Raw genomic sequence first — 21,381 nt, 5'->3', positions numbered from 1 at the left:
CCCGAAAGGCAACGCCATGCAACGCCCCTCCCTCCTGCGCAACAGACTCGTCCGCGGCCTCGGCGCCACGACCGCCGCCGTCGCCCTCGCCGCCGGCCTCACCGCGTGCGGCGGCGACGCGAAGGCCACCGGCACCCCGTCGAACTCGGGCAAGGTGACCATCGGCGCCGTCTCCAACGGGGCCGCCCGGCAGGCCGAGCTGTCCGTCCCCGTCGTCGAGTCCCTGCGCGCGCAGCTTCCGAAGGCCGTGCGCGACCGCGGTGAGCTGGTCATCGGGGTCGGCGCCCTGCCCGCCGGCTTCCCGCCCCTCACCTACGTCGGCACCGACCAGAAGACCATCACCGGCGCGGAGCCCGACCTCGGCCGCCTCGTCGCCGCGACCCTGGGCCTGAAGCCCGTGGTGAAGAACTCCACGTGGGAGAACCTCTTCCTCGGCATCGACAGCGGCAAGGTCGACGTGGCCTTCTCCAACGTCACGGTCACCGAAGAGCGCAAGAAGAAGTACGAGTTCGCCTCCTACCGGCAGGACAACCTTGCCTTCGAAGCCCTGAAGGAGAACACCTGGGAGTTCGGCGGCGACTACCGCAACCTGGCGGGCCGGACGGTGTCGGTCAGCAAGGGCACCAACCAGGAGAAGATCCTCCTGGAGTGGCAGAAGAAGCTCCAGTCCGAGGGCAAGGACATCACGGTCAAGTACTTCCCCGACACCAACAGCGTCTACCTGGCCCTGAGCGGCAAGAAGATCGACCTCAACTTCGGCCCGAACCCGGCGATCGCCTACCACATCGCCCAGACCGCGAGCGGCAACGCCCCTACCCGCAAGGCCGGTTCGTTCTCCGGCGCCGGTGAGACCCTCCAGGGGCTGATCGCGGCGACCGCGAAGAAGGACAGCGGACTGGCCGAGCCCGTGGCCCAGGCCATCAACCACCTCGCCGGGAGCGGCCGGTACGCGCAGCTCCTCAGCGCCTGGCACCTCTCCGACGAGGCCGTGACCACCTCGCAGGTCAACCCGCCCGGGCTGCCCACCACCAACTCCTGACCCCGAGGCCGTCCCCGGCCCGGGCACCCCACGGAAGGAGGGTTCCGCCCCCATGACCACCACCACCCCCAGCCCGGGGACCCCGGCGGCCCCGGCGGCCCCGGTGACCGCGGTGACCGAGGTGACCGCGGTTCCCCCGGTGACCCCGCACGTCCTCGACAACCCGGCCTGGGCCTCGCTGTCCGGCCCGCACGCGGCCTTCGCCGTGCGGGCCGGCGGCCGCGCCGCCCGCTACGCCCCGGACGTCGCCGTGTTCTCCGCGATCGCGGATCCGACCGACGCCCGTTCCTGGGAAGGGCTGCACTCCCTGGCCGGCCCCGGCGGGATCGTCTCCCTCTCCGGGGTCCTGACCCCGCCCCCCGGCTGGGAGACCGTCTGGTCGGGGCGGGGGGTCCAACTGGTCGACATCTCGCTGCGCGCCGAGCCCGCCCCCGAGGCGGTGCGGCTCGGGGCGGCGGACGTGCCCGAGGTCCTGGAGCTGATCGAGCTGACGAAGCCGGGGCCCTTCCTGCCCCGCACCATCGAGCTCGGCACGTACCTGGGCATCCGTCACCGGGGCCGGCTGGTCGCCATGGCCGGGGAGCGGCTGCGCCCGCCCGGCTGGACGGAGATCAGCGCGGTCTGCACCCATCCCGGCTTCCGCGGCCGGGGCCTGGCCACGCGCCTGGTCCGCGCCGTCGCCGCGGGGATCCGGGACCGCGGAGACGTCCCGTTCCTGCACACGGCTGCCGAGAACACCGATGCGGTCCGCCTCTACGAGTCGATCGGTTTCACCGTGCGCCACAGGCCTTTCTTCCTGGCCTTCCGGGCGCCGGGCGGCGCGGATGACATTGCCGCCACAAGCATTTAACAATTCCGAGTTCATTTTCATACTCCCGTCATTTCCGCGTCCCGTATTTCGGGCATGCTTTTTCCGAGGTGCACGACGTGAAATTCCTGGCCATCACCCTGATCACGGACGGCACCGACCCGGTGACGGGCGCCCCGACACCCACGCGCGAGCGGTTCCGTCAGGTCGTCGACGCCGCGCTGCTGGCGGAGGAACTCGCCTTCGATGGTTTCGGGGTCGGAGAGCGCCACGAGCGGCCGTTCCTGTCGTCCTCCCCGCCCGTGGTGCTCTCCCACATCGCCGCGCTGACCCGCCGCATCCGGCTCTACACCGCCGTGACCACCCTGAGCCTGCTGGACCCGGTACGGGCGTACGAGGACTACGCGACGCTCGACCACCTCAGCGACGGCCGACTGGAGCTGATGATCGGCAAGGGGAACGGCACCGCGCAGCGCGAGCTGTTCGACGTGAGCTCCGAGGACCAGTGGGAGCGCAACTCCGAGGGTTACGAGCTGTTCCGGCGGATCTGGATCGAGGACGAGGTGACGGCGAAGCCGCGCTTCCGGCCCGCGCTGACCGGCGCCGAGGTGCTGCCCAGGCCGTACCAGAAGACGCTTCGGGTCTGGCACGGAAGCGCCACGAGCCGGGAGTCCGTCGATCTCGCGGCGCGCTACGGCGACCCGCTCTTCTCCGCGAACGTCACCCATCCCATCGGCCCGTACGCCGCGTTGATCCGCCACTACCGCGAGCGCTGGGAGCACTACGGACACGATCCGGCGCACGCGGTCGTGGGAGCGGGCACGGCGGGCTTCCACACGGCGCCCACCTCGCAGCAGGCGGTCGCCGCGTACCGGCCGGCGTTCGCCCGGTACCTCGCGGCCCACGCCGCGCAGGGGCTGGATCCGGTGTTCCCGACCCTGGAGGACTTCGTCGAGCGGAGTTCGGCGCTGATCGGCAGCCCCGAGCAGGTGATCGAGAAGGTGCACCGCTACCACGAGGAGTTCGGCCACACCGTCCTGCACCTCCAGGCCGAGCCGGGCGGGCTCACGGAGGCCCAGCACCGGGACTCCCTCGCACTGTTCCAGTCGCGGATCGCGCCGGTGCTGCGCCGCTCGATCCCGGACCCCGCCTTCGCGTGAGGTAGCGAAGGACTGTTGACAGAAGCATCCCCCCTGCACCACCCTTTCACTACTTACCTAGTGAAAGGGTGGTGTTGTCGTGCTGGAGTATCGCATCGACCGGCGTAGCGGCATCGCCACGTACCTGCAGATCGTCCAACAGACCAAACAGGCCCTGCGCCTGGGCCTGTTGGAGCCGGGTGACAAGCTGCCGACCGCGCGCGAGGTCGTCGAGGCCACCGCCATCAACCCGAACACCGTCCTCAAGGCCTACCGCGAACTGGAACGCGAAGGCCTCGTCGAGGCGAAGCGGGGCCTGGGCACCTTCATCCGCAAGTCCCTGGGCGGCGCCCCGGCGGAGTCCCCGCTGCGGGCCGAACTCGCCGACTGGGCGCGGCGGGCAAGGGGGGCCGGGATGGAGCGGGACGACGCGGCCGCGCTCTTCTCGGCCGTACTGGAAGAGCACTTCAAGGGGGACGAACACGTATGACGCACACCGTGATCGAGGCGGACGGCCTCGGCCTGCGCTACGGACGCCGGGGAGGGTGGGCGCTGCGCGACTGCTCCTTCCGGCTGCCCGAGGGCCGGATCTGTGCACTGGTAGGACCCAACGGGGCAGGAAATTCCACCCTGTTGGCGCTCGCGGCCGGGCTTGTGTCCGCGACGGAGGGCCACCTCCGCTCGGTGCCGCGCGAGGAACTGGCCTACGTGGCACAGGACAAGCCGCTCTACCCGCAGCTCACCGTCGGCGAGACGCTGCGCATGGGCCGCGAGCTCAACCCGGGCCGCTGGGACGCGAGTAGGGCGGAGCAGATCGTGGAGGCGGGGGACCTCGACCCGCACGCGAAGATCCGTACGCTCTCCGGCGGGCAGCGCACCCGGGTCGCCCTGGCCCTGGCCCTCGGCAAACGCCCGAGCCTGCTCCTGCTCGACGAGCCGATGGCCGATCTCGACCCGCTCGCCCGGCACCGGCTCATGGGCACGCTGATGGCCGACGCCGCCGAGAACGGCACCTCCGTGGTGATGTCCTCGCACATCCTCACCGAGCTGGAGGGCGCCTGCGACCACCTGCTCCTCGTCGACGGCGGCCGGATCCGCCTCTCCGGCCCCATCGACGAGATCGGCGCGGCGCACCTGCTGCTCACCGGCCCCGCCGCCGCCCGCGACGAACTCTCCGCGCACACCGTCGTCGAGGCCCGCACGACGGGCCGCCAGCTCACGGCACTCGTACGGCCCCAGGGCCCCATCGACAGCGACACCTGGCAGACGACCCACCCGTCCCTGGAGGAACTCTTGCTCGCCCATCTGCGCGCGCCCGAAGCGCCGGCGTTCGCCGTGGACGCCGATGCCACCGAGGGGGTGTCGGCATGAGCACGCTGACGCTGAAGGGGCCGTACTGGGTGGCGGCCCGCCAGCACCGTAGGGTTCTGTGGGCGGTGCCCGCCCTCGTGGCCGTGGGCCTCGTCGTCATGGTCGCGCTGTACGTGTGGAGCGCGTACCCGACCTACGACGAGCTGCACCGGCCGGTCCGGACCCCCGGAGAAGACCTGCTCCGGGGATACATGCAGTCCGCGACCAAGAGCCTGATGTTCCTGCCACTGCTGGTGGGAGCCTTCGTCGCCGGCCCGATGGTCGCCCGCGAGCTGGAGAGCGGGACCTGGCGGCTCGCCCTCACCCAGTCCACGACGGCGAAGGCCTGGCTCGGCTCGAAGGTGTTGGTGGCGGCCGCGGTCTCTGTCCTCGGTTCCCTAGCCGTCATCGGGGTCTACCGCCTGGGCTGGCTCCGGGTCTCCGGCACGTACGGGCTGCGCTGGTCCGACGGCGGAGCGTACGAGGGCACCGGCACGGTGCTCGTTGCGTATTGCCTGCTCGGCGTGGCCCTCGGCGCCCTGGTCGGACAGGTGGTCCGGCGGACGCTGCCCGCCATGGCGGTCACCGGCCTCCTCACAGGTCTGGTGCTGCTGAGCCTCCGCGCGCTGCGGTGGTCGTTCCTGCCCGTGGTGACCGAGACTGCGCACCACAGCGTGAACCCGAACTCGCTGGTGCCGCCGTCCGGCTTCGTCATGAGCACGGGGCTCTTCACCACCACCGGCGAGCGCAAGCCCTGGTTCGAGTGTTACGGGGAGCCCCAGCTCGCTGGTGTCTGCCGCGACGACATGGACGTCGCCTCCGTGTACGCCCACTTCCACCCCGTCTCCCACTACTGGCCGACCCAGCTCATCGAGACCTCCATCCTCCTCGCCCTGGCCGCCGCGGCCCTCTACGCCGCCTTCCGCCTGGTGCACAAGCGACACCCCTGACCCTCCCGTGAGCAGCGCGAACGACCCGTTCGACCCGGGACGAAAGTCCCGGTCGGGCGGGTCGTCCGGTGCTCCGCTCGCGACCATCGCCGCTGGTCAGTGCCGTACGCCGGCCTGTCCAATGGAAGGAGGTCTGCGAGCCGGGAGGATGTCGTGTCCGAAGAGAAGAAGGGGTTCTGCACCCTCTGCAAGTCGCGCTGCGGCGCGATCTTCACCATCGAGGACGGCCGCCTGACCGGCGTGCGACCGGACCCCGACCATCCCACCGGCACGGCGATGTGCCCCAAGGGCCGCTCCGCCCCCGAGATCGCGCACAGCACGAGCCGGCTGACCACCCCGCTGCGCCGGACCAACCCCAAGTCCGACCCGGACCCGGGCTGGGTGCCCATCTCCTGGGACGAGGCGATGGAAGAGATCGCCGGGAAGATCGGGGCGATCGCCGCGGAGAGCGGCCCCGAATCGGTGGCCTTCGCCGTGGCCACGCCCTCGGGAACCATGGTCTCGGACGCCACCGAGTGGATCGAGCGCTTCGTACGCCTCTTCGGCAGCCCCAACACGGTGTACAGCGCGGAGATCTGCAACTGGCACAAGGACTTCGCGCACGCCTTCACCTTCGGCTCGCCGATCCCGCCGCCCGACTACGCGAACGCCGACCTCGCCCTGCTGTGGGGCTTCAACCCGGCCAAGACCTGGCTCGCCCAGTCCGCCGCCCTCTCCGCCGCCCAGGCGACGGGCACGAAGCTCGCCGTCGTGGACCCGCGCCGCTCCACCAGCGCGCTGCGGGCCGACCACTGGCTGCGGGTCCGGCCCGGCACCGACGCGGCGCTCGCCCTGGGCCTCGCCCACCTGCTCATCACCGACGAGGGCTACGACGCGGCCTTCGTCCGCGCCTGGACCAACGCACCCCTCCTCGTCCGCGCCGACACCGGACGGTTCCTGCGCGCCGACGAGCTCCCCGGCACATCCGGGGAGCGCACGGGCTTCGCCGTCTTCGACGAGGAGACCGGCCGGGCCGAGGCGTACGACACCACCCGCGCCGCGCACCGCCCCGAGCGCTTCGCGCTGCGCGGCACCCGGCCGATCGGGCTCCGCGACGGCTCGGTCGTCGACTGCGCGCCCGCCTTCGAGCGGTACGCCGACGCCTGCGCGGCCTGGCCGCCGGCCCGGGTCGCGGCCACCACCTGGATCCCCGAGCGGGAGATCCGCGCCCTCGCCGCGGAGATCGCCGCCGCGCCCTCGGTCACCTACTACGGGTGGACCGGAGTGGGGCAGAGCGCGAACGCCGCGCAGACCGAGCGGGCCCTGGCCACCCTCTACGCGCTGACCGGCTCCTACGACGCCCCCGGCGGCAATCACGTCGTCCCCGCCCCGCCCTACAACCCGGCCACGTCCTTCGGCCAGTTCGCCCCCGACCAGCGCGCCAAGGCCCTCGGGCTCGACAAGCACCCGCTGGGCCCGCCGGCCTTCGGCTACATCAACTCCGGCGACCTGTGCACCGCCATCGAGACGGGCCGCCCCTACCCCGTCCGCGCCCTCGTCGGCTTCGGCTCCAACCTCGTCGTCGCCCAGCCCGACTCCGACCGCACGGCGCGGGCGCTGAGCGCGCTCGACTTCCAGGTCCACCTCGACCTCTTCCACAACCCGACCAGCAGCAGCGCCGACATCGTCCTTCCCGTCAACAGCTCCTACGAGCACGAGGCCCTGCGCTTCGGCTTCGAGGTCAGCCACCGGGCCCAGGAGCAGGTCCAGCTCCGGCCCCGAATGGTGGAGCCGCAGGGCGAGTCCCGCAGCGACACCGAGTTCGTCTTCGACCTCGCCTGCCGTCTGGGCATGGGCGCCGACTTCTTCGGCGGGAACATCGAGGCCGCCTGGAACTGGCAGCTCGAACCCCTCGGCCTCACCGTCGAGGAGCTGCGCCGACAGCCGGGAGGCGTCCGGGTGCCCCGCGAGGAGGCCTACCGCAAGTACGCCGCCCCGGTACCGGGCGGCGCGGACACGGTGACCGGCTTCGCCACGCCCACCCGGCGCGTGGAGCTGTACTCCGAGCGGCTGCTGGAGCACGGCTACCCGGCGGTGCCCCAGCACCACGACCCCGCGCCCACGGACGCCGCGTACCCGCTCGTGCTGACCTGCGCCAAGCACGGGTACTTCGTCCACAGCCAGCAGCGCCTCCTGACCTCGCTGCGCCGCCGGGCCACCGACCCCTCCGTGGACCTGCACCCGCGCACCGCCGCCGCCCACGGCATCGGCGAGGGCGAGTGGCTGGAGCTCGCCACGCGCCTGGGCTCCATCCGGCTGCGCGCCCGCTTCGACGACTCCCTGCACCCCTCCGTCGTCGTGGGCGAGTACGGCTGGTGGCAGGAGGCCACCGACCTCGCCCTCCCGGGCGCCGACCCGACCGCCGCCACGGGCAGCAACTTCAACCGGCTCGTCGACCCGAGACCGACCCGCTCAGCGGTTCCGCACCGATGCGGGCGGCCGCCTGCCGGATCGGCCCGGTTCCCGGAGACGGCACCTGGACCGGGACCCGCCCCTTCACCGTGACGGCCCTCACCGAGGCGAGCCCCGGAATACGCGCCCTGCGGCTCGCCCCCGAGGACGGCGGAGCCCTGCCGGACTACCGGCCGGGCCAGCACCTGACCGTGCTCGCCGAGAACCGGGACGGCACCGTCCAGGAGCCGTCGGACGGCCGCAGCTACTCCCTCACCGGACCCGCCCTCGCGGAAGGCCGTACCGACTACGGGCTCGCCGTACGCCACATCCCCGGCGGAGCCTTCTCCACCCGGATCCACGAGGAGCTCCGGATCGGGGACCGGCTCCACCTGGCGAGCCCGGGCGGCGTCTTCGCCCTCCCCACGCACACCGACAACCCGGTCGTGCTGCTCGCCGGCGGCATCGGCATCACCCCGTTCCTCAGCTACCTCGAAACCCTCGCCGCCACCGGCGGCACGGTCCCCGAGGTCGTCCTGCACTACGGAAACAACAACGCGGCCGACCACCCCTTCCGGGACCGGCTGCGCGAACTGGCCGCCCGGATACCGGCGCTGAAGGTCATCGACCACTACGCCGCTCCCGGTACGCAGGACGTCCTCGGCCGCGACTACGACCGCACCGGGTTCGTCACCGTCGACGACATCGGCCCCGGCCTCATCACCCGCCGCGCCCGCTTCTACCTGTGCGGACCGCAGCCCATGCTCGACGCCCTCACCGGCGCCCTGATCGCGCGCGGCGTCCCCCGCTTCGAGGTGTTCAGCGAGAAGTTCCGCCCGGCCCGGCGGGAGGTGACCGTGCCCGACGACGCCGAGCACACCGTCACCTTCGCCCGGTCCGGACGCAGCGCCACCTGGCGCAAGAACGACGGCCCGCTCCTCGCCCTCGGCGAGGCGGCCGGGGTCGCCATGCCGAGCGGCTGCCGGGTCGGGCAGTGCGAGAGCTGTGCCTGCACGGTCCTCAAGGGCACGGCGGCACACCTGGTGACCCCCTCGGAGGACCTGCCCGACACCGACGTCCTGACCTGCCAGTCCCTGCCGACCTCGGACCTGGTCCTCGACCTCTGAGCCCGACCTGTCAGACCGTGCTGTTCTCCGTCTGCTCCTTCTCCTCCAGCCCCTCCAGGCTGTCCATGAAGGAGGAGACGGAGAACACCGCGCGGCCGGGGCCGGCCGGACCGTACCCGGGCGGGGAGCTCAGGCCGAACTCCTCCAGCGTCGCCCGGTAGGTCTCCAGCAGGCGGACGTGGTACTCGAGGGGCGCGCCCAGCGGATTGGCCTTGCCCAGCGGGGTCGTCGGCTCCGGGCACCAGGTGGTGAAGCGCGGGACGACGCCGTGCGACATGAAGAACCGCAGGCCCTCCTGGGTGGACGCGATGGCCTCGCTCACCTTGGTGAACCCGAAGGGCTCGGCCATCTCGATGCCCGCCACGAAGTTCGGGATCACGTTGCGCGGGCCGAACACCTCGGTGGAGTCCAGGATCCTGCGGTGCCATTCGTCGCGGCCGACGTAGCGCTCCTTGCCCGGGCAGTGGAGCTTGAACAGGTACTCGTCCCACACCTCGAAGTTGGGGTGGTAGATCTTGACGCCGTGGTCGTGGAAGCGCTGCACGGCGTCGCGGGGCAGGGCCTGTGCGACGACCTTGCCGGTCCAGCGGCCGGGGAAGCGCTCCTCGATGGCCTTGGCGTACTGGCCGTAGAAGTCCGCCTCGTCACGGCCGCCGACCTGGGAGGTGATCGAGCCGCCCGTGAGGGTGTAGGCCCGGGAGATGCCCGCCGTGTCGTACCGGTCGATGATCTCCAGCGCCTCCAGCACCTCGTCGACGGGCTTGACCCCGGTGTAGGGGCGGCCGGCGGCCTTGTGCTGGCGCCAGTTGTGGTTGATGTCGCAGAACTGGCACTCCTCCTTGGCGCCGAAGTACTGGCACACCCGGAAGACCGTCAGGTAGATGAGGTAGCCCCACTGGATGGTCGGCGCGACCTCCATCACCGACTTGCCGTTCGACAGCTTGTGCCGGTAGTACTCCGGCATCGGCGGCAGGCCGACGTCCGCGATCCGTACGCCGTCCAGGTACAGGCCGAGCGCGCCGTCCTCCCCGCCGCGCACCACGTACGGGGAGTCCGGATTGACCCGTACGGAGACCACGGTGCGGCGCAGCTCGTACGGGCCGCCCGTGAGCACGATCTCCTCGGGGGGCCTGTTCAGGGCGGCGGCGCCGAGCTCCGGGAGGGTGCGGTGGTCGAAGGAGAAGATGAAGTACGACTTCGGCTTGACGTCGCCCGAAGCCCCGTCGGCGCCTCCGCTGAGCGCGGACTCGTCGAAGGCCATGCCGCCCCGCAGGAGGTCTTCCTTGATCACGGCTTCCCGGGGCACGTGCGGGAAGCGCCCCATCAGGTCCTCGATCAGCGCGGTACGGCTGGGACTCTCCATCTGCGGCTCCATTCCAGGCTCTTGCCGGGCCGCGGCGGTCCGCCCCCTTGGCGTTCCGCGCGGCGCGGCGGTGATCTCACTGTAATCAGGGCGCCCGGGCCCCGGCGCAGCGCCTCCTCGGCGACTCGTCAGGCATCAGCTGGTACTCCGGGAAGTTGCCCGGGAGCCGTTCGCCGCCGGGTCCGTGGGTGACCGCGCGGACCAGGAGTTCGCCGCCGCTGCCGCTGACCAGGGTCACCGGCGATGACGGCGTTGCCCAGGCGTCGGCGGCGCGTCGCGCCCCCGGGTGCGTCAGGTCGCCGAGGGGTGGGCGCCATGGCTGTGTCCGGGCGCCGCGTCCAGGGTGCCGCCGAGGCGGCTCCGGGCCTGGGTGAGGGCGTCGGTCGAGGGCGCCGTGATGATCCAACGCTCTCCGACGAGGTACGTGCCACCGTACGGCCGGGACTCCGACAGCCACACGGCCCGGCCCCGGGCCGTGCTGAAGGTGGCCAGCCGGAAGGCCTGCGCGCCCACCGTGCAGGCACCCTCGCGCACCTCCTGCGCGTCGACCGTCACCTCGGGGCTGCAGCCCAGGGCTGCCGCGATCCGGTCCAGCGGCTCGGGGGCGGCGGGCGGGGAAGCCGTCCGCCCTCCCCCCGTACGGTCCGTACGGTCCGTACGGTCCGTACCGCCCGCGCCCGCCGTGCAGGCCGCGCAGAGCAGGGCGGCGAGCAGGGGGGCGAGCAGGGCGATCGCGCGGGGCGCCCGGGGCGCTCCGGGCGATCCAACTCCCCTGTAGCGCACGGCCGGTCAGCCCGCCGCCGGGATCTTCTTGCCCGCGTCGTCCACCGCGAACCAGAGGCCCTGTAGGCCGTGTCCGTTGGTCTGGCCCGGTGCGGTGTCTCCGGTGAAGAGGTAGACCGGCCAGCAGTCGATCGTCAGTTGACGGGTTCCGTCGGGGCGTTCCACGGATCCGACCAGCCCGGCGGGAATTCCGACGGCTTTTTCCCCTTCCACGGGTGCGGCGGGTTTCCACGTGTTCAGGCAGGCGTCGAGGCAGCCGAATTTCATCGGCCAGGCACTGTCCTTTCCGAACCGGTAGAGGGTGCGCCCCTGGGCGTCCACCATGAGCTTTCCGAGTTTCGCGTCGTCCACGGCGGAGAGCGGCGCGGATTCTTTTCCGTCGTCCGCCGCTTTCTTGCCGTCCGCCGCCTTGCCGCCGTCCGCGGCCAGCGCGTGCCAGGTGCCGCCGACGCCCTCGCCCTTCGCGTCGCCCGGCCGGGTGTCCTTCGCGTACCGGTACACGGGCCACCCCGCGAGCGTGAGCTGGCGGGTGCCGTCGGGCCGCTCGACCGAGCCGAGCAGCCCCGCGTCGATGCCGGCCGGGGCCTGGGCCCCGGCCGCAGGGACCGCAGGCCAGAGGGTGATGCAGGCGCCCTCGCAGTTCGACCGGGGCGGCTGGGCGGTGTCCTTGTCGAACCGGTAGAGCGTGGCTCCGGCCGCGTCCGTGACCACGCTGCCGACCTCGGGGACCTCCCGGACCGCCAGCCTGCCGGCCGGGGTCGGGTCGGCGTCCGCGTCCACGTCGGCGTCCGTGGAGTCCGGGCCAGAATCCGCCTCGGCGTCCACGTCCGCATCCGCTTCCGGTCCCGCGCCGGAGCCCTCGCCGTCCCCGGCGCCGTGGCCCACCGCCCGTTCCGCTCCCGCCGCCCGTACGGTCACCGTACGGGCGGCGCCGTCGTCGCTGCCGCATCCCGACGCGAGCAGAAGTACGGTCAGGACCGATCCGGCGGCGGCCGTGGTCGCCCGGTTCCTGTTGCCCATGATTCTCTCCTTCGCTTTCCATCCGGCGCGCTTGCGCCGGGATATTCATAAGGCCTGCGGGGACCGGCGCATTCGATGGAGCGGGAATTTGTCAGATCACGCCAAAGCGTGAACTCATTCCTGGATGCGGAGCGCGAGTGCCGGACAGCGTCGCACCGCGCGCAGTGCTTTCGGCCGCAAGGGGCCTGGCACCGGCATGACGCCGCGCGCCGGATAGCCGTCCTCGTCGAGCCGCACCACATCGGGCAGCAGGTCCGCGCAGAGGCCGTGGCCCTTGCACAACGTCCAGTCCACGACGAGCCGTTCGGGGCTCTCGTCCGCGGGCAGCGGCAGGGCGCCCAGCACGCGCCGCCCGCAGCCGCTGCCGAGTGCGTGGTCACGGAACTCGTCGGGGAAGACGGCCAGCGCGGAGGCCACGAACGAGGACGTGCCGTCCGGGTGCGAGCAGGCTCCCCGGCCGCGCACCCCCCGCATGCGTGCCTGGACCGCGTCGAGGGCAGCCCCGCCCCCGCCCGCCACGAGCCGTTCCACGGCGTCGGCGAGCGAGGGCAGTCCCCGGACGCACGGACCGCACTGGCCCGCCGACTCCCGTGCCAGCCAGCGCGCGACCCGTGCCACCTCGCCCGCCGGGCACGTGTCCTCGGGCAGCGGCAGTACCGCGCCGGCTCCCAGTACCGCGTCGTGGGCCGCCAGGGACTTCCGGGAGACCAGCGCCTCGCGCGCCGCCCCCGGGTCCAGCCAGCGGCCGTGGAAGCCGCCGATCAGCACACCCTGTCCGGGCACGGTGCCGCAGAGGTCCAGTACGTACGCCAGGGACGTGCCCAGGGGCACCTCGACGACGGTCGTCCCGGCGACGGTCAGCAGGGTCGTGCCGGGTTCGTCGGGCAGCCCGGCCGTGCCGTACGCGGGCGCGCCGAGGCGGGCGGCGACGGCGAGCTGCGCGTACGTCTCCGCGTTGGACAGCAGGGTGGGCAGGCCCCCGAGTCCCCGTTCGCTGGTCCGCGTCCGGTTCCCGGACGGTACGGCGGGGCCGCCGTCCAGGCCGTTCACGAGGGCGGTGCCCTCGCCCGTGACGAAGCGTTCGGGGAGGCGGACGACGCGCACGCGCTGACCGGCCGGGCCCCGTTCGGCGACGGCTTCGGTGAGCGAGCGTTCCACGTCGGGCCGGGTGACTCCGACGACGACGTCCTCGGCTCCGAGTGCGGCGGCGGCCACCAGCGCGCCGTCGAGCACGAGGTGCGGCACGTAGAGGAGCAGGGCGGCGTCCTTCAGGCAACTCGGTTCGCCTTCGGTCCCGTTGACGACCACGGCGCAGCGCCCGTCCTGCCCCCTGGCGGACCGGGTGACGGCTCGGAGCTTGCGGGCGAAGGGGAAGCCCGCTCCCCCGCGCCCGCCCAGCGCGATGCCTTCGGCGAGTTCGACGAGCCCCTCGGAGGGGTAGCGGGGCAGCGCGCCGTGCACGCCCAGATGGCCGGCCCGGTCCAGCCGCTCGACGGCGTCGAGTCCGGCCAGCAGCCGGGGCACGCCCACGCAGCCGAGGGCGGGCCGCGTGCCGGAGCCGCCGTTCACCGTCCGCTCCGCACGCCGTCGTGCGGCTCGGGCGACGGCGGGACGTAGGGCGAGACGGACGGCGGGACGCTCGGCCCCGCGGACGGATCCGCGGCCCGTTCCGGGCGGTCGGGGAACACCGTGGCGCCCGGCTGCCGGGTCAGGCGCGCGGTCAGCAGCTCCGCCGCCCACTCCGCCGGCCTGCGCACGAAGGGCGCCGGGCGGTGCGGCGGCGCCTGCCCGGGCTCCCGGGACGGTACGGACGGTGCGTGCGGCGGGGACTGCACCGGTGGCGCGGCCGGTGCGCCGGACGGCCGCGCGGCGGCGAGCCTGCGGAGCTTCGCGCGCAGCCGCAGCGCCAGCAGGCCGGCGACGGCGATCAGGCACAGGGCGTACCCGGCGCTCACCCAACCGCTCGCGGCACGCCCGGACTTGAGTCCGTGCACCAGCGAGGCACCCCAGGCGGGGTACGCGCCCATGTGCAGGGCCCGCCACCACAGGGACCGCCCCCGGGTGGCGAAGGCACCGCGGACGGCGCCGGAGACGGCCACGGCGACGAACCCGTAGCCGGCCAGGCTGCCGAGGCCGATGAGCAGCGGGCGCTGGCCGTCCGCGAAGGGCAGGACCACGGCGGCGGCGTCGGTCCGGGACCGCCCGACCTTGATCCACACGTGCAGGAGCAGGAATCCGAGGCCGGCGACGGCCAGGCCGCGGTGCGCGGCCTGGGCGACGAGCCGGTGCCCCGAGGCGAGCAGTCTGCGGTCGGTGGCCGCCAGGCCCCACAGGACGGCGCCGGTGAGGGAGACCAGCGAGAGCACGCCGGCCGCGTGGTCGAGGAAGTCCCACAGGCGGGTCAGTGCGCCGGCGCGGGCCGCCACGAGCAGGGCGGCCAGGGCCGCGAGGGCGGCCGCGCCCAGGGCCGTGGGGTGCGGTCCCCCGGCGGCGGACAGCAGCGGCGGACGCCGCACCGCCCGCCGGCCGGAGGCGCTCGGCGTCGACGGGGCCGCCGGCGTCGACGCCGTCGGGGATACGGCCGCGGATTCCGGGCCGGACACCAGGGCTGACACCCGCCCGGACGGGGCTCCGGCGTGGCGCCGGGTACGGCCTCTCGTGCGGCGGGCCCGGTGCGAACGGCCGGGCAGGCGGGGCTGGAGCAGGGGCATGTGGTCTCCCATACGTCCGGACCCGAGCACTTCCACCTCGCGCTCGGCGCCCGGCGGTCGACGTAGCAACCGCTCCTCGGCGGGCGGGAGATGGGCGCCTGGCCCACCGGGCCGGCCGGGAGCGGGGGCCGGAGTGCAGAAGCATCGTGGAGGTATGCAAGCCCTCTACGGGATTTATCGAAACGTGATAATTTCTGGCCCTCGCACAGCCATCGCATCGAACATCCCCGGAAGATTCCCTTCCAGTGGTGCGGTTGCGACGGGGTTGACACCTGATCCGCCGCCGCACCTCCCCGACGGCGATCGAGCCGATGCCGCGGGACTGCGGGCTTGCCACCGTCCCACGGGGCAGGCCATACCCCGGCTTGAACGAGGTAACAATGTGCGAACTTCTGAACCGCATCTGGTCCCGCCCGCGCGGCGAGTGGACCCGGGTCCTGCGCAAGGAACTGCCCACGCTGGCGGCGGGGATGGTGGAGGAACTGCGGGAGACCGTCCCCGGATTCCCGGCGCTCGTCGATGACGTCGGCGACGAGGTGGTCAGACGGAGGATGGAGGAGGCCCTGCTCACCGCCCTCGGCTACCGCGAGGGCGCCGGCGGCGCCGGGTCCACGGAGACCGGCACGGGAGACGGAGCCGACCCGGCCCACGCGCGGGAGCCGTCGCACCACCGCGCGCAGACCCGGTCCGGCTCCGGGCCCACCACCACGACGGCCGCGGTCTTCGAGGCCGAGCACGCCCGGCCCCACCCGCACGCCCACCCACCCGCGCACCCGCACGCGGCTTTCCGGGGCGGGGAGTTGCCACCGCTCCAGGCCGTGCCCTTACAACGGTTCGGCTCGGTCCGCGAGCACGCCCGGCGCGAGCTCTTCGCCGCGCTCACGGGTGACACCCCGCACCGCGAAACGGCCCTCGCCGAACTGGCCGAGCTGGCCGGACCGGCCGGATGGCCGCTCCCCGTCGCCGTACGGGCGGTCGCCCTGGCCTCGCCCGGCGAGACCCAGCAGCTCGCGGCCCTCCTCGACGACTGCCTGGGCGGGATGGTCTCGGGCCAGCCCTGCCTGCTCGTCCCCACCGCCGACCCGGAGGCCCGTACCGCGCTGGACGGCGCGCTGCGCGGCCGGCTCGCCGTGGTCGGCCACCCGGTGGCCCCCGGCGACACCGCCTCCTCCCTGCGCTGGGCGGTGCGGCTGCTCGCGCTGGTCCCGGCGCAGGCCAGGTCCGGACCGGACGCCCGGACCGTCTTCGTGGACGACCACCTCTCGACGCTGCTGCTGCTCCAGGACGAGCCGCTGGCCCACGCACTCGCCGCACGCTGGCTGCGGCCCCTGGCGGACCTCACCCCGCGCCAGAGCGAGCGGCTCGAAGTGACCCTGCTCGCCTGGCTCGAGGGCGGCGGAGCTCCCGAGGCGGCCAAGGCGCTGAGCGTGCACCCGCAGACGGTCCGCTACCGGATGCGCCAGCTGGAGAAGCTCTTCGGGCCCGGCCTGCGGGATCCGCGCACCCGCTTCGAACTGGAACTGGCGCTGCGCAGCCGCCGGTTGATGGCCCAGGTCCGGCTGCGGCCGGGCCGGGGCAGCCGCCGGGCGCGCGTGGTGGCCGCCGACTTCCGCCCGTCTCCGGGCGACGGACGCATCGCCCGCGTCAACGGCCTCTAGGGAGAGGGAACAGGGACGGGAGCTGGAGCAGGAACGGGAACAGGAGCGGGAGCGGGAGCGGGTAGAGCGGACGGACGAGGCGGTGCCGGCCCCGGAGCGTACTCCGGGGCCGGCACCGCCTCTCGCCGGGTCAGCGGCAGCTGCGTCCGTCGTTGACGCAGCGCACCGCCCGGGCCATCAGCTCGTCCGGCATGACGTTGATGAAGTCGCCGTGGTCGGTCACCGGCTTGTGCAGCTGCTCGGGAAAGCTGTCCACCGCGAAGCGGGCGCCGGGGGGCGTCGCGTAGACGATCCGCTGCACCAGTTGCGGGACTGCCTTGAAGCCCGCCGGGCAGGCGCCGTCGCGGGCGGCGAAGGCCACGTGGGTGCGGTGGTTGGCGCTGTCGGTGTTCTTTCCGTCCCAGCAGCTCTGGAAGGCGAACGTCCGGACCACGTCGGTGCCCTTGGGGCAGATCGGGTACTTGTCCTTCAGCTGCCGGTTCTCGAAGCCGGTGCAGCTCCACGAGGCGTTGGCGTTGGCCGGGCCGTTGGTGAAGGCCTTGGCGTCGCCCGTGATGATCCTCAGGAAGCGGGGCATGGCGGTGACCCGGGAGACGGGGCTCCCCTTGAACTGGATGGTCACCTGCTTCGGGCGCAGGATCGTGCCCACGTTGGCGTCCTGGCCGCCGCCGGGGGCTCCCGCGTCCTGCTCGGCCTTGCCGTCGCGCAGCCGGAGCACCGGCCAGTAGTAGGTGGACAGGTCGCCGTTCGTGCAGGTGGTCCCGGAGGCGGCGAGGCTGTTGTTGGTGGAGAAGGCGTCCGTGGTCCTGTTGCCGACGTAGTCGTGCATGTGATGGGCGCCGTTGCTCACCCCGGGGGCGACGATCACGTTGTCGGGGTTGAGGTGGCGCTCTTCGTTGCGGCCGCACTCCACGGAGAAGGAGCCCTTGGAGGCACCTGACCGGGGGGCCGGGCGCCGTACGTTCGGTTTCACCGAGCCGATGGGGACGAAGTCGGCGCGGGCCGGTCCTCCCTTCAGGGCTCCGCCCGCGCCGCCCGCGCCGCTCCGGGCGGTCTCCTCTTCGGCGGCCGGCGCCTCCCGCATCGCGCAGGCGCTCAGCTCCGCCAGCCCGTCGGGGCGGGCGGTGGTCCGTCCGATCGCCTCGGAGAGCCGGCCGATCGACGCGCCGCGCCGGTCCTTCAGCTCCCCGAGCAGTGCGTCCGCCGGCGCCCGGCCGGTGGCGAGCCGCTGGTAGGCCTCGGCGATCTGGGTGTCCAGGCCGGCGAGTTCCCGGTCCACTTCGCCCCGTGCCTGATCGGGAACTTCGCGCAGCCGATCGCCCACGTCGGGGCAGTCGATGGTGGCCGTCACCGGCGCCGGGCGCGCCGGGTCCTGACCCGCGGAGGCCACTTGGCCCGCGATCAGCACCCCGCCGCCGCCCAGGACGAGTGCGGTCGCCGCGGCGAGCGCCTTGTACAGGGGACGGGCCTTGCGTTTGTGCCCTGACCGGTCCCGGCGCGCCGGGCCTTCCGTGGAGTCGTTGTCGCGCATGTGATCACTTCACTTCCTCGGTCGGATGTCGGTGGGAGGGGCCGCCGCGGGAGGGGCGGCCGTGGGAGGGACCGCCGTGGGCGGGCCGTCCGCGAGGCCTTCGAAATCAACCAGTCCGCTGGCCTCGAGGACCGCGATGTGGTCCAGGACCGTGGCGTTGGCGTCGGTGGCGAGCTCACGGACCACGGAGTTGCGTGTCTGCGCCCGCACTTGGGCGACGAGCGTGAACACCTTGCCGTGCGCCCGCCGCAGCAGCTGCACGAACAGCCGCTCGTACGTGGCCCCTTGGGCCCGGTCCAGCTGGTCGAGCCAGGCCTGCTGCTGGCCGGACGGCCGGTCCGGGAGTTCGACGCCGAGCGCCTGGCCCACCTCCAGGACCCTCCGGTCCAGTTCGGCGTGCCCTTCCACGAGGTGCTCGCCGGCCGTACGCACCGATGCGCGGGTCCCCCGCTCCTGGGCCTGCCGCCCCGCGGGCAGTTCCCACAGACCGGCGAGGCGGACCTTGCGCACGAACTCGCGGTCCTGCGGGGTCAGCGGCCCGAAGGCCGTGTTCATCAACCCGGCGCCGTCGTCATCGCCGGAGGCGGACGCAGGGGCCGGGGCGGGTGCGGGTGCGGGCGAGGAGCCGAGGGCGGACCCCGCGGCCGGGGCGGCCGTGGCGGCTGCGCCGCCGAAGCTCCGTACCGGTATCAGCAGCGCGATCAGGGTGAGGGCGAGGGCGCCGATGACGATGCCCGTCCCCATCACGTGTCGCGAAGCGACCGACATGCCACCGACGTTCGTCCGGCGGATTGACAGCACTGTGCCTCCTAGGCTCCCGGGACGGTCCGGGAGCCGCACGGCGCACGCCGCTCCCGCGGTCCCCGGGTGCCAACGGACGCTAGTCCCGGCTGCGGCTCCCCCGTCGAAGGCCCATCCGGACCGGACAAACATCCGGGCGACCCCCCGAAAGACTGCTACGGTGCCGCGCGCCCGGCCGCCGTACGGCCCGCGCTCCTGACGCCTGACGCCTGACGCCTGACGCGTGACGCCTGACGCCTGACGCGTGACGCCTGGCCCTGTTGCCTGACGTGAGGACAAAAACCCCGGCGCGTCGGCCAGTTGTCCGGATTTACGGTCATTCGCGAGGAGTAGAGGACCCCGCCCCTCAGGTGGATTCGCCCGGACCGCGGGGTGACCCAGGGTGGGGTCGGACCACCGCCCACCCGAAAGGAACGGCCTTCGTGCGCAAGAAACGACTGGCATCCCTCCTGGCCGCCGCCGGCCTCCTCGCGAGTACCGTGCCGCTGCTCGCGGCCGCCCAGGCCTCCGCCCTGCCCACCGACACCGCCCTGACCACCGACACCGTGCTGTCCACCGGCACCGTTCAGGCCGACGCCGCGTACCTGCGGCAGAAGCCGGCCTGGCAGCGGTGCGCCGCCGATCAGCCGGCCACGTACGAGTGCGCCAGCATCAAAGTGCCGCTCGACTACAAGCGGCCCTCCGGACGGACCCTCGACCTGGCGATATCCCGGGTGCGGAGCACGAACCCCGCCAAACGGCACGGGATCCTCCTGATGAATCCGGGCGGGCCCGGCGGGGGCGGACTCGATCTGCCGCTGATGTTCGCCGAGGCGGCCCCCGCGGAGCTGAGCGAGCGGTTCGACGTCATCGGCTTCGATCCGCGCGGCGTCGGCGCCAGCAGCCCCATCAGTTGTGGGCTGGCGGAAGCCGAGCAGGGCATCGACCGGCCGCTCCGGCCCGGGTTCTTCCCCTCCGACGTGGCCTGGGCGCGCTCCATCGCCGAGAAGTGCCGGCAGAAGGCCGGCTCCGTGCTCCCGTACATCACGACCCGCAACACCGCCCGCGACATGGACACGATCCGTGCGGTCCTGGGCGAGCGGAAGGTCTCGTACCTGGGCTACTCCTACGGGACGTACCTCGGCGCGGTGTACACGCAGATGTTCCCCGGCCGGACCGACCGCTTCGTGCTCGACAGCGGGGTGGACCCGGACCGGATCTGGCGGGGCATGTTCCAGGTCTGGGCGTCGGAGGCCGAACCGGCCTTCGCCCGCTGGACGCGGTGGGCGGCTCAGCGCGCGGGCGAGTACCACCTCGGCGAGAGCCCGGCGGCGGTGTCGAAGACCTTCTGGGACCTGGTGGCGCGCGCCGAGCGGGATCCGATCGTCTTCCAGGGGCAGAAACTGAACGGTGACGACCTCCGGGGGGCGCGCCCCCTCTTCTTCTATCCGGCGCAGGTCACCCCGCTGGTGGTGGCCCTGAAGGAGGCGGCCGAGGGGAAGCCGGCCACGGTCCCCGGCGCCTCCGGGCCGGACTTCGACATGAAGCGGGCGCTCGCCGGCCGGTCGGGGGCCCCGGCCGAGCCCGCCTCCGACAACTCCGTCGCCGTCTTCTGGAGCGTGGTGTGCGGGGACACGGACTCCTGGCCGCGCGTTCCCGGGCGCTACCTGCGCGACGCGGTCCGGGACAAGGCCGCGTACCCGCTGTACGGGGACTTCGCCTCGAACATCAAGCCGTGCGCCTTCTGGCCGCGGCCACTCGAAGCGCAGACCCCGATGAAGGCGCGGGCCGGCGTGCTGACCGTCCAGAACGAGTGGGACTCGCAGACTCCGCTGGTCAGCGGCCAGGGCCTGCACCGGGCGCTGAAGGGCTCGCGGATGGTGCTGGCACAGGGCGGTGAGGGCCACACGGTGTACCTGGCCGACCCCACCTCCTGCGCCAACGCCCCGGTCACCGCGTACCTGAGCACCGGCCGGCTGCCGGCCGCGGACATCACCTGCCGCACGCCGTCACCGGGCGCGGACCGGCAGGGGGCGCCGGCCAAGCCGCTGCCGCTTCCGTCCGGGCCCGGACGGTTCTGATCCGGCCCGGTCCTCCCCGGTCAGGACACTTCTGACCCGGCCCGGTCCTCCCCGGTCAGGACACTTCTGATCCGGCCCGGTCCTCACACCGGCCGTGGGGACGCCTCCACCGCCGCCTTGATCCGGCGGCCGAAGTCGGGGGCGTCCTTGCGCGCCGCGCCGAGCGCGAGGCCGACCAGGAGGCGTCCGAAACCGTGCCCGGTCAGGGTGTTGAAGACGCGCAACCGCGTCCGCCCTCCGGGGAGTTCCGCCAGGTCGTAGCCGCCTTCGGCGGTCACCAGGTTCTTGCTGAGCTCCGACCAGCGGATCATCACCGGCGCGTCGAGTCCGGTGATCCGGAACTCGCGGGCCGTCTTCATCCCGGCGTCCTTCACCGTGCTGCGGAAGACCGTCCCGACGGCGGTCGGGCCGTCCGGGGTCCGGGTGATCCGCTGGACGCGCGGGCTGAACTCCGGGTCGTTGCGCCCGTCCGCGAGGTACGCGAACACCTCCGCGACGGGCCGGTCGATCTCGACGCTCGCCTCGAACAGTCCTGACATGACCGCTCCTCACCACGGCCCCCGCCGCCCACTGCCACTACCCCGCCTGCCGGTACCCCGCCTTCCACGATC

General features: G+C 73.1%; 19 protein-coding genes. 10 read left to right on the top strand and 9 right to left on the bottom strand.

The window, feature by feature from the left end; all coding sequences use genetic code 11:
* The first annotated feature begins 16 nt into the window (after window positions 1–16).
* The 8 genes from MTF69_RS34845 (at window position 17) to MTF69_RS34810 (ending at window position 8,843) form a co-directional block, all read left to right on the top strand.
* Window positions 17–1,039, top strand: coding sequence for a transporter substrate-binding domain-containing protein (locus MTF69_RS34845; RefSeq protein ID WP_243340381.1), 1,023 nt, complete (start codon window positions 17–19; stop codon window positions 1,037–1,039).
* A 52-nt stretch (window positions 1,040–1,091) separates the two neighbouring features.
* Window positions 1,092–1,889: a GNAT family N-acetyltransferase gene (locus tag MTF69_RS34840; protein WP_243340380.1), complete on the top strand. Its 798-nt coding sequence runs from the start codon at window positions 1,092–1,094 to the stop codon at window positions 1,887–1,889.
* Between the two features lie 77 nt (window positions 1,890–1,966).
* Entirely contained in the window at window positions 1,967–3,007 is a 1,041-nt protein-coding gene (locus tag MTF69_RS34835) for an LLM class flavin-dependent oxidoreductase (protein WP_243340379.1), read from the top strand.
* Between the two features lie 79 nt (window positions 3,008–3,086).
* Window positions 3,087–3,476, top strand: a complete 390-nt coding sequence (locus MTF69_RS34830; RefSeq protein WP_243340378.1) for a GntR family transcriptional regulator — start codon at window positions 3,087–3,089, stop codon at window positions 3,474–3,476.
* Window positions 3,473–4,357, top strand: coding sequence for an ABC transporter ATP-binding protein (locus MTF69_RS34825; RefSeq protein WP_243340377.1), 885 nt, complete (start codon window positions 3,473–3,475; stop codon window positions 4,355–4,357). Before MTF69_RS34830 ends, MTF69_RS34825 begins: the two co-directional genes overlap by 4 nt.
* The gene (locus MTF69_RS34820; protein ID WP_243340376.1) at window positions 4,354–5,286 is read left to right on the top strand and encodes an ABC transporter permease; all 933 of its coding nucleotides are present in this window, start codon (window positions 4,354–4,356) and stop codon (window positions 5,284–5,286) included. The genes MTF69_RS34825 and MTF69_RS34820 overlap by 4 nt, the downstream gene beginning before the upstream one ends.
* Before the next feature lie 153 nt (window positions 5,287–5,439).
* Window positions 5,440–7,830, top strand: coding sequence for a molybdopterin-dependent oxidoreductase (locus MTF69_RS34815; RefSeq protein ID WP_243340375.1), 2,391 nt, complete (start codon window positions 5,440–5,442; stop codon window positions 7,828–7,830).
* Window positions 7,827–8,843 (top strand): 2Fe-2S iron-sulfur cluster-binding protein, encoded by a 1,017-nt coding sequence (locus tag MTF69_RS34810; RefSeq protein ID WP_243340374.1) that lies wholly within the window; start codon window positions 7,827–7,829, stop codon window positions 8,841–8,843. Before MTF69_RS34815 ends, MTF69_RS34810 begins: the two co-directional genes overlap by 4 nt.
* 10 nt (window positions 8,844–8,853) lie before the next feature.
* Here MTF69_RS34810 and MTF69_RS34805 read toward each other — a convergent pair whose 3' ends face one another.
* The 6 genes from MTF69_RS34805 to MTF69_RS34780 form a co-directional block, all read right to left on the bottom strand.
* Window positions 8,854–10,206, bottom strand: a complete 1,353-nt coding sequence (locus MTF69_RS34805; RefSeq protein ID WP_243340373.1) for a radical SAM protein — start codon at window positions 10,204–10,206, stop codon at window positions 8,854–8,856.
* 85 nt (window positions 10,207–10,291) lie between these two features.
* Entirely contained in the window at window positions 10,292–10,444 is a 153-nt protein-coding gene (locus MTF69_RS34800) for a hypothetical protein (protein ID WP_243340372.1), read from the bottom strand.
* 53 nt (window positions 10,445–10,497) lie between these two features.
* On the bottom strand, window positions 10,498–10,989 hold the full coding sequence (locus tag MTF69_RS34795; RefSeq protein WP_243340371.1) for a hypothetical protein: 492 nt from the start codon (window positions 10,987–10,989) through the stop codon (window positions 10,498–10,500).
* Window positions 10,990–10,995: 6 nt separating this feature from the next.
* The gene (locus MTF69_RS34790; RefSeq protein WP_243340370.1) at window positions 10,996–12,009 is read right to left on the bottom strand and encodes an SCO0930 family lipoprotein; all 1,014 of its coding nucleotides are present in this window, start codon (window positions 12,007–12,009) and stop codon (window positions 10,996–10,998) included.
* 114 nt (window positions 12,010–12,123) lie between these two features.
* A complete protein-coding gene (locus MTF69_RS34785) occupies window positions 12,124–13,578 on the bottom strand; it encodes an NADH-quinone oxidoreductase subunit NuoF family protein (RefSeq protein ID WP_243340369.1) in 1,455 nt (484 codons plus the stop codon).
* Window positions 13,575–14,720, bottom strand: a complete 1,146-nt coding sequence (locus MTF69_RS34780) for a hypothetical protein (RefSeq protein WP_243340368.1) — start codon at window positions 14,718–14,720, stop codon at window positions 13,575–13,577. The genes MTF69_RS34785 and MTF69_RS34780 overlap by 4 nt, the downstream gene beginning before the upstream one ends.
* A gap of 380 nt (window positions 14,721–15,100) precedes the next feature.
* On the opposite strand from MTF69_RS34780, the gene MTF69_RS34775 reads away from it, so the two are divergent.
* Window positions 15,101–16,378, top strand: coding sequence for a CdaR family transcriptional regulator (locus MTF69_RS34775; RefSeq protein ID WP_243340367.1), 1,278 nt, complete (start codon window positions 15,101–15,103; stop codon window positions 16,376–16,378).
* A 130-nt stretch (window positions 16,379–16,508) separates the two neighbouring features.
* Here the strand turns inward: MTF69_RS34775 and MTF69_RS34770 are convergent, their stop codons facing one another.
* Window positions 16,509–17,909: a DUF1996 domain-containing protein gene (locus tag MTF69_RS34770; protein WP_243340366.1), complete on the bottom strand. Its 1,401-nt coding sequence runs from the start codon at window positions 17,907–17,909 to the stop codon at window positions 16,509–16,511.
* A 9-nt stretch (window positions 17,910–17,918) separates the two neighbouring features.
* A complete protein-coding gene (locus tag MTF69_RS34765) occupies window positions 17,919–18,677 on the bottom strand; it encodes a DUF4142 domain-containing protein (protein WP_243340365.1) in 759 nt (252 codons plus the stop codon).
* A gap of 455 nt (window positions 18,678–19,132) precedes the next feature.
* Here MTF69_RS34765 and MTF69_RS34760 point away from each other — a divergent pair, with 455 nt between their 5' ends.
* On the top strand, window positions 19,133–20,770 hold the full coding sequence (locus MTF69_RS34760) for an alpha/beta hydrolase (protein ID WP_243340364.1): 1,638 nt from the start codon (window positions 19,133–19,135) through the stop codon (window positions 20,768–20,770).
* 83 nt (window positions 20,771–20,853) lie between these two features.
* Here the strand turns inward: MTF69_RS34760 and MTF69_RS34755 are convergent, their stop codons facing one another.
* Window positions 20,854–21,309 carry an SRPBCC family protein gene (locus tag MTF69_RS34755; RefSeq protein WP_243340363.1) on the bottom strand — a complete coding sequence of 152 codons (456 nt, stop codon included), beginning with the start codon at window positions 21,307–21,309 and terminating at the stop codon, window positions 20,854–20,856.
* Between the last annotated feature and the right edge of the window lie 72 nt (window positions 21,310–21,381).

Origin of the sequence: Streptomyces sp. AP-93 (assembly GCF_022808175.1) — a bacterium.
GTDB lineage: Bacteria > Actinomycetota > Actinomycetes > Streptomycetales > Streptomycetaceae > Streptomyces.
The sequence above is the reverse complement of the archived record's forward strand: the minus strand, read 5'-3'. Positions and strand labels throughout refer to the sequence as shown.

Bases quoted from the DNA above. Each gene is read 5' to 3' on its own strand.
- MTF69_RS34790 (WP_243340370.1), bottom strand. From the start codon at position 12,009: ATGGGCAACAGGAACCGGGCGACCACGGCCGCCGCCGGATCGGTCCTG.
- MTF69_RS34845 (WP_243340381.1), top strand. From the start codon at position 17: ATGCAACGCCCCTCCCTCCTGCGCAACAGACTCGTCCGCGGCCTCGGC.
- MTF69_RS34770 (WP_243340366.1), bottom strand. From the start codon at position 17,909: ATGCGCGACAACGACTCCACGGAAGGCCCGGCGCGCCGGGACCGGTCA.
- MTF69_RS34765 (WP_243340365.1), bottom strand. From the start codon at position 18,677: ATGTCGGTCGCTTCGCGACACGTGATGGGGACGGGCATCGTCATCGGC.
- MTF69_RS34825 (WP_243340377.1), top strand. From the start codon at position 3,473: ATGACGCACACCGTGATCGAGGCGGACGGCCTCGGCCTGCGCTACGGA.
- MTF69_RS34840 (WP_243340380.1), top strand. From the start codon at position 1,092: ATGACCACCACCACCCCCAGCCCGGGGACCCCGGCGGCCCCGGCGGCC.
- MTF69_RS34755 (WP_243340363.1), bottom strand. From the start codon at position 21,309: ATGTCAGGACTGTTCGAGGCGAGCGTCGAGATCGACCGGCCCGTCGCG.
- MTF69_RS34780 (WP_243340368.1), bottom strand. From the start codon at position 14,720: ATGCCCCTGCTCCAGCCCCGCCTGCCCGGCCGTTCGCACCGGGCCCGC.
- MTF69_RS34775 (WP_243340367.1), top strand. From the start codon at position 15,101: ATGTGCGAACTTCTGAACCGCATCTGGTCCCGCCCGCGCGGCGAGTGG.
- MTF69_RS34805 (WP_243340373.1), bottom strand. From the start codon at position 10,206: ATGGAGAGTCCCAGCCGTACCGCGCTGATCGAGGACCTGATGGGGCGC.
- MTF69_RS34820 (WP_243340376.1), top strand. From the start codon at position 4,354: ATGAGCACGCTGACGCTGAAGGGGCCGTACTGGGTGGCGGCCCGCCAG.